Source organism: uncultured Clostridium sp., from assembly GCF_937920395.1.
Taxonomy (GTDB): domain Bacteria; phylum Bacillota; class Clostridia; order Clostridiales; family Clostridiaceae; genus Clostridium_AD.
In genome coordinates this window covers 1-8,376 of the sequence record NZ_CALEVF010000317.1, presented here as the reverse complement: position 1 = coordinate 8,376, position 8,376 = coordinate 1, and the positions used below count along the sequence as shown (strand labels likewise).

At 30.0% G+C, this 8,376-nt stretch carries 8 protein-coding genes; all 8 read right to left on the bottom strand.

Annotation, left to right across the window (positions count from 1 at the left end):
- A partial coding sequence (locus Q0649_RS19640) for a D-alanine--D-alanine ligase family protein (protein ID WP_298845860.1) occupies nt 1-764 on the bottom strand: 764 nt, incomplete at its 3' end.
- Between the two features lie 288 nt (nt 765-1,052).
- Nucleotides 1,053-2,423, bottom strand: coding sequence for a germination protein YpeB (gene ypeB, locus Q0649_RS19635; protein ID WP_298845858.1), 1,371 nt, complete (start codon nt 2,421-2,423; stop codon nt 1,053-1,055).
- An 81-nt stretch (nt 2,424-2,504) separates the two neighbouring features.
- Nucleotides 2,505-3,134 (bottom strand): stage II sporulation protein R, encoded by a 630-nt coding sequence (gene spoIIR, locus Q0649_RS19630; RefSeq protein WP_298845856.1) that lies wholly within the window; start codon nt 3,132-3,134, stop codon nt 2,505-2,507.
- A gap of 62 nt (nt 3,135-3,196) precedes the next feature.
- Nucleotides 3,197-4,372, bottom strand: coding sequence for a Ger(x)C family spore germination protein (locus Q0649_RS19625; protein WP_298845854.1), 1,176 nt, complete (start codon nt 4,370-4,372; stop codon nt 3,197-3,199).
- Nucleotides 4,362-5,477, bottom strand: coding sequence for a GerAB/ArcD/ProY family transporter (locus Q0649_RS19620; RefSeq protein ID WP_298845853.1), 1,116 nt, complete (start codon nt 5,475-5,477; stop codon nt 4,362-4,364). The genes Q0649_RS19625 and Q0649_RS19620 overlap by 11 nt, the downstream gene beginning before the upstream one ends.
- A gap of 36 nt (nt 5,478-5,513) precedes the next feature.
- Entirely contained in the window at nt 5,514-6,974 is a 1,461-nt protein-coding gene (locus Q0649_RS19615) for a spore germination protein (RefSeq protein WP_298845852.1), read from the bottom strand.
- A gap of 47 nt (nt 6,975-7,021) precedes the next feature.
- Complete coding sequence (locus Q0649_RS19610; RefSeq protein WP_298845851.1) at nt 7,022-7,213, bottom strand: CLC_0170 family protein; 192 nt, start codon at nt 7,211-7,213, stop codon at nt 7,022-7,024.
- A gap of 204 nt (nt 7,214-7,417) precedes the next feature.
- On the bottom strand, nt 7,418-8,260 hold the full coding sequence (ispE, locus tag Q0649_RS19605) for a 4-(cytidine 5'-diphospho)-2-C-methyl-D-erythritol kinase (protein ID WP_298845849.1): 843 nt from the start codon (nt 8,258-8,260) through the stop codon (nt 7,418-7,420).
- Between the last annotated feature and the right edge of the window lie 116 nt (nt 8,261-8,376).

Sequence of the window (8,376 nt, the reverse complement as noted above, 5' to 3'; positions counted from 1 at the left end):
AAAAGTTTAGATTCCTCATTTTTATATTTAGCTTCATAATCATAAAACTCTTTTGCTGGTATTACCTCTCCTGGTATAGTTGCCTTCGGATAATCATTTCCGAGTACACCTACCTCAATTTCTCTTGCATTAATAGCATGTTCAACTAAAACTTTTCTATCATATTTTAGAGCTTCACCTATTCCAAATAGTAGTTCAGCCTGATTGTGTGCTTTTGTTATCCCTACAGATGACCCACCATTTGCGGGTTTAATAAATACTGGATAACCTAACTTTTTTTCTACTGTATCTGTTAGAATATCTTTATCTGTTATATACTCGCTGGCATTTATCACCACGTAGTCAGCTTGCTTTACATTAAATTTTTCAAGCAAATATTTTGTATATATTTTATCCATACAAATAGCAGAAGACATTACTCCAGGGCCTACACAAGGAATATTAGATAATTTACACATACCTTGAATAGTTCCATCTTCTCCAAATGAACCATGTAGCACTGGGAAAACAACATCCACTTCTTTGTTAAATATAAGTTTTTGGCCCTCGGGTACTTTAAAGTACTCATCAGTTTCCCATTTACCATTATCTATATTCTCTACTTTACCCGTATATTGAAACCATAGCCCATCCTTAGTTATGCCTATTGGGTATATGTCATATTTCGTTTGATCAATATTTTTTAATACTGATGTTGCTGACGCTCTTGAAACTTCATGTTCTGTAGACTGTCCACCAAATAATATCGCTAATTTCTTTTTCATAAACACTCTCTCCTTATAACTCTAATTACTATTATACTAATATTAAAAACATAAGTTCACTAAATAAACTTATTATAAATGACACTATTTTTTTCAGTATAGTTTATATTATATCATTGTACCTGTTACTTTGTATTTTAATTTTTAAACTTCACCGTATATAATAACACAACTTGAAATTTTAATGGTAATTTCAAATTAATAAAAGAAAGGATATATCTGCATTTTGCACATATACCCTTTTTAAATAGTTGTTTAATTTTCTATAACTTTATAACCTCCATATTATTAAATTGTCAATTTACCATTGGGCGTATCAATTATTTCCATTATTTTTTGTTCATAACCAGTACTTGCATTAATATATACTATAAAATCTTTTCCCTTATATGACCCCAAAAATTCATAACACAAAACTTCTTTATTCATCTGCGTAGGTATAATAGCTAAACTAACTTTGTTTATTTTTAGCCTTGTGCCAACCTTTTCTCGTGCTTTAGCTTCACTTATTTTTGGGCTAATCATTTCTCTTTTTTCAACATGAGAAACTAAAAACTTTTCAGATTCAATTCCTATGATGCTTCCATCATCTAGCGCAATCTTAAGTTTTACTTGATCTGGATAAATGGCAATATCACCTTGTTTATACACATAACTTACTACCGCAGTATTTCCATAATTTAAAGTGTATGTAGGTTCCATATTCTTATATCCTATTTTGCGAAGAAACTTGCTTCCGTCATCTATTGCCTTTTGGATATTTAATGTTGCTTTACCAATAGTCCTATTATCCAGTAAATAAACTACTTTACCTCCATTTTTACTTATTTCTATTACTGTTTTAGTATCACCTTTATCTTTCCCATTAAATGATATATAAAACGTATATGTTGGTATCTTAGTCTTTCCTTCTTGAGCCTTGTATTCAATCTTTTCAATTTTATCTTTACCAAACATATTGTTTATTACCTCAACCGCCCTTTTCTCACTAACTTCTTTTTGGGACAATACTTTAGGTTTTATCTCCAATACATTGTCAGAAAAGGGACCATCATAAATTAATGCTGGATATTGTATTATTTGTTTTTGTATACCTGTGAATTTTTCAGTCACAAGGTCTCCACCTGTTTTTTCAAGAACTGCGCTACTTTTTTTCCTAATTTCTCCCCATTTAACTTTACCATCATTAATTTGCGAAAGCACACCATTTAATTGCTCTTGAAGTGTATATGATTGTATTTCCAAAGTATCAATTAAAGCATATTGTTTATCGTTAAGCTTATTTCCTTCTGATGCTGATTGAGCTAAAGTATAACAAAAATCTCCCACTTGAGTTAGAAATTTGCTGGTATCTCCAACAACTGATTGGTCCAAAGGTAATGAATGCAATTTATCATTCGCAGTTGCACTATATCTAAAAATTTCTTCGAAAACTACTATGCTTTGCTCTGGCGATCCAACAATTGCAGCTTTCCCTAAATTTGTTCTTATATTTTGTACAGAGCTTACGAGCTCATACATATTTTTACTATATTGACCTTGAAGATAATTTCTATAATCTAATCTTTCCAAAAACATTAATATAGCAAAAGTTGTTGAAAACACAATAATTATAGTTACTATTCCGGTGTACAGAATTCTTTTTTTTACCATTTTCATATGTTTTCCTCCCGATATTCTACAATGTGATATATAACAATTGCTAATTTTTATATACCACATTAGCTACTTAGTCTATTCTTAACTAAATATTTTAGAGAAAATTTCTCCCAATTTAAACTTCACAATTATTTTTTTACTACTAACAGTATTATCAACCATCTTATACTCATCATCAGATAATACTGTTTTCATTTCTTTTTCAGTTTTTTCATAAGATACATCACCTTTTGTAATATCAACAAAACATAGTGGAGGAAACATTACACACCACCAATTTTGTCCTGTACCTGTTCCAATAATTATTCTATATGCCTCATATTTACCTTGAGGCAACGTTATATTTCCATAAGTTTTAACTGGAAAATATTCCTCTGATAAAGTCGTCGCTACTGAATATTTAAACCCATTTTCTTTTATTACTTTCTGTGCAATTTCTTTTATATTTTTATTTTCATTATTTATGATTTTTCTTGATTGTTTTATATTTTTACAATTCGCAATTTTTGGTGATATATATTTTAAAACAGCATCTCTTACTTTTAATTTTACATTTTGATCTATTTTGTCATCACTATTAGCTATTACATGAAATCTTATAAGTTTATTCGCAACATCACTTTGGCTTGCTTTCCCACTTGTAATAGTTGAATTTAGAGCTATTAAAATTATAATTATTACGGCAAAACTTGTTAATATAAATTTTTTCATATTTATCCCCCCTGGATATAATAAATCTATATTAATACTATTACCATATTATGTAATTGTATTCATTGCACTGCTCCAATTCTTCTGATTTCAGTATCAACATTTACTTTCACTGACATTTTTTTATACTCTTCGTTCCAATTTTTTTCTATTCCATCCCACAAATTAGGTTTAAACTTTTCTATATATTCTCTGGCTCCAAATGGATCTATCCCAAATTCTTTTATAGCAGTTTCCATGACTTTTTCACATTCCTTGCTAATAGACATATTAAAATTATTTTGTAACCTTTTTAATTCATCTTTATCAAGGATTTTCTTGCCAACATAATATTCACTTATCTGCCCCTCTAATTTGATATTTACATTGATAACTAACTTACTACCCTCCTTATCAACTTTCATTTTTCTTGTATATCCATCTATAACATAATCTATAGGGTGACCATCCACATAAATGACTTTTTTGCCAACTTTAAACTTACCATTAAGTAATTGAATGTCTAATAATTCAAGCGGGGTAAAGTATCCTTTTAACTCATAACCGCGAATTATAGCAGCCCCTGTTAACATCAATTCTTTTTCACCCTTATCCATCGTTATTCTAGGTAATAAGGCGTTACCATTTTCACTTAATAATATAAGAAATTCATTTAAAGTAGTACTCATAATCCTAGAATTTCTTTTGCTATTATCCATAAGTCCTGAAATATAATATTGTGAACTACTTTCAGTCATAGGTTTAAACTTTACATAATCTTGTGCCAAACCATCGCAAACAACCACCTGCATCATCCTATTTATATTGGGATTTCGCTGCATATAATCTATTATTTCTTTAACAGTATCTTTATATTTTAATAAATTACTACTTAATATTAAAAGTTTTGTATGTCCCATATATATATCTCTACTACTTTTAGCTGTAGCTTCAGAATAGGCGTCCTCCATTGAGTAAGCGTCAGTATTAATGTATTTATCCAGAGAACCTTCACTTTTACCTGTTACGAGCATACTCATGTCTGGAAATCCATAAGTTACATTGATTTTTTTAATTTGCCTCTCGGGAAACGGATCATCTGGTTTAATATTTTTCAATACTTTTTCTTTGACAATATCTTCTCCTGTGTCAACAGCTATAGTAGATATAAAGTTCCGTCTATCTATTTCCACTTTATCCCAACAGCCACTTAATAACATACAACTTAGAATTATTGGTAAAATCTTTTTAAATTTCATCTATGCTTTTCCCCCTTCCGCGTTCTTTACCCTTACCTATAAGTAAAATAAGTATTGGTAACACTACAAAAAGAAATATTGCCGTTAATAAAACTGGAGTAGTTCTAAATTGTAAATCATATATTTCAGCTATGTTTTTAGGATATAATGCTATAACATAAATAATAGGCATAATTAAAAGCGAGGATAACTTAGTGTCTTTTAAATTAACTACATTTTTCACAATTTCAGATGAGAAGAAATAGGTATTAACAAATGTAGTGAAATAAAACAATATCCAAAATGCCATAACTGCACCTTCCCAATGTTCTATAAATGTATCTGGTATATCCACTGACTTTATCATAGTAATAGTTGGCCATAATAATATTCTGCTCTGTGCTTTAGAAAAAACGGCTAAAACAAAAATCATTATTATCAAATAAAAAATAGTTACAAATATTATGCTCTTTTTTAACACTTTTAAAGAATCTTTCTTATTTTTAACATAGGGAAGAACAAGGTATGCTATTTCTATTCCACCAAAACAAAACAGAATATATTTAGAAGCTTTAAAATATTCAGATGGCTTATTATGAAGTACTGGTAATAAGTTTGTGAAGTCAGCATTTATTACAGTTAACATCAGCACTGCAAAAACAGGAATAAACATAATCCAAAATGATATTTCATTAAATTTAATTAGATCGCCTATTTCCCCTCTTACTAAATATGTTCCCGTCAAAATAGTAATCATTAAAATAAATTCTGTTGGCGTTCGCCTTAATAAATATAGTTTAATTACTTCCACGAATTCTCTCATCCCAAGGGACACAATAAATATGCTATAAATTGAAAAAGTAATAGCAATTATCCCTCCAAAAATCTTTCCAAAATTATTTCGTAATATACTTGTGAGATCCTCAAAATTATTTTTCTTCATTACCTTGTATATAAGATATACTAATAAAGAGACTATTATCCCACAAATTATAGTAAGTATCCACGCATCACTACTTACTTTATCTATGGCTTCCCTTGGAGCAGAAAATATTCCTACACCAACTACAGCTACCACGATAGTTGTAAATAACCCAAAATCTTCAACTTTTTCTCTATCTACCAAAATATAATATTCACCTCCAAATAAAAACGGTTTAAACTATTTCTGTCTTATCTTATCTCCCGTTTCCATGTATTTAGGTCTTTCTTTTAGCTCAGATATTGGCTCTCTAATATACATATCTTTTAAATCTTTAATATTAGTATTAACTGCTGGAGCTAAATAAGGTACTCCGAAGCTTTTCATTCTAACTAAATGAATGAGAAGTACAATAAGACCAATCATTATCCCATAAAAGCCTATAATTGCTGACGCTATAATAAGTAAAAATCTAACTAATCTAAAAGCTGTTGCAACCTCATAGTTTGGAGTTACAAATGTAGTAATTGCAGTAATTGCAACAATAATTATCATTATAGGACTAACTATTCCTGCACTTACTGCCGACTGGCCTATAACAAGGCCTCCCACAATACCGATAGTAGCTCCAATGGGCTTTGGTAATCTAACCACAGCCTCCATAAGCAGTGCAAAAAATATTTCCATTATTATAGCCTCTATAAATGCTGGAAATGGTACACCTTCCCTTGAGGCCGCTATGGCATAGGCTAATTTAGTAGGTATTATATCTGCATGATAAGATGTTATTGCTACATAAAGCGCCGGTGCAGTAAGCGAAATAAATATAGAAAGTATCCTTATAAGTCTAACCATAGATCCATGCATCCATCTCTGATAATAATCATCAGGTGATTGAAATAAATTTGGTAATGTAGTTGGAACTATAATTGCAAATGGAGAATTATCCACAAGAAGTGCTACTCTACCTTCATATAAAGCTGCAGCAACTACATCTGGTCTCTCTGTGCTTTGTATTTGAGGAAAAGGAGAATATTTATTATCCTCTATTAGCTGTTCAATATATGCACTATCAAAAACTGCATCAATGTTTATTTTATCTATTCGGTGCTCAAGTTCATCAAGCACTCCTTTATTTGCTATATCATCGATATACATAATAACCACATCTGTTTTAGATCTAGTTCCTAACGTGTTACGTTTAATTCTTAACCTAGTATCTCTAATTCGTCTTCTAATTAATGCGGTATTAAATCTTATAGTTTCTGTAAACCCTTCACGAGCTCCACGAATTACAGTTTCGCCAGATGGATCTCCTACCCCTCTAGCAGGCCAAGAACGTGATGCAATAACATAGGCACAATCTAACTCATCTATAAACATTAATGTGTCTCCTGAAAGCGCAGCATTAACTCCTTCACTCATTTTTTTAACTTCTCGCATATCAGTAACTGCAAGAACATTGTCTTTTATTTGCTCTACACTTTCTATCCCCTTTGCAGCAAGCATCAATGGTTCTAACACATAATGATCAAGTAAAAGTTTATCTGCCATTCCATCTATATAAACTAATGATGCCTTCCACTTTCCAACATTAAAAGTTCTAAAAATCATATCTGAGTTGTCTTGCAAAAGTTCTTTTAAATACTCAATGTTTTTTTCTGCTTTCAATTCAATTTTATCTTTTATTGATTCCTTCATATTCTTCACTTCCTTATATAAATATGTAATTTATATATTCACACTTATTAAAATATCCACCTAAGTATAAATAAAATACTAGCTATAATTATTGAAGCCCGGCCTAAAGTATTTGCTTTTCTTCCAAGCATCCCCATTCCAGAGTTTTTAAAAAACTTTGTATCTACGCTAAGTACAACTCCCCCTTCAATCAACATCATTATTAAAAAATATATATCAAACAAGTCTAATATTCTCATTTTTCACTCCTTGTTTTAGTATAATTAGCAGATTAATTCAATTTATAAAAAACTATATTTGAATATTTTTATTTTTATTTTGTAAATTTAGTTTTTACGACACTTGCTAAAAATATTCACTTAGATACATGGTAATAAATATAAAAAACGTGCAAAATCACAAAGGATTTTTGCACGTTCTTATATTTTCCTAAAAAATTATATCTAAATTGTTCTTGTTAAATATATTTCTTTATATTGGATTTTAAATTTATCGTAACATTTTTGAGCTTTTAACATATCATCAAAAAAAGCAAATATCGTTGGTCCGCTCCCACTCATCATAGCACCCGTTGCGCCCATTTTAATCATATCTTCTTTTATCCTTTTAAGTACAGGATATTTTCTTAAAGTAACATTTTCAAGCAAGTTTTTCATGCCATTACACACATTCTCTAGATTTTCATCTTCCATAGCCTTAATTATTGCATCAGTATCTGGGTGCTTAAAAATTTTGGTAACATCTAAATTTTTAAAAACTTCCTTTGTTGATACTCCAAAATTAGGTTTAACTAATACTAAAATTTGATTTTTAAAGGGCTTAAGTGGAGTGATAATTTCTCCTATCCCTTCACAGAGTGCTGTTCCTCCCATTATACAATAAGGAACATCTGCCCCTATTTTTACGCCTAGCTTTATAAGCTCATTAACATTCACATCTATATTAAAAATCTGCGGAAGTGTCTTTAAAACAGCTGCTGCATCTGCACTTCCACCTGCCATACCTGCGGCAACCGGAATGTTTTTTTTAAGATATATGTTTATGCCTTCATGAATATCATAGGTATCCATAAAAAGTTGTGCAGCTTTATATACTAAATTTTTCTCATCTGTAGGTATGTAAGGTTTATTACAGCTTATATTAATACCTTTATTACATTTTTGAAAAGACATAGAATCATATAGATCTACGTTTTGCATAATCATTTTTAGTAAATGATACCCATCTTCTCGTTTACCTACTACATCTAAAGATATGTTTATTTTTCCATAAGCTTTTACTAACATGATTTTCCTCCAACTCTTACTAACAGTTTCTCAAACTGCTACTTAAATAAAATAATTATATTAAAATTAGTATATTACAACAAAATTAATATTGCTACACATACTTTAAAATAAAA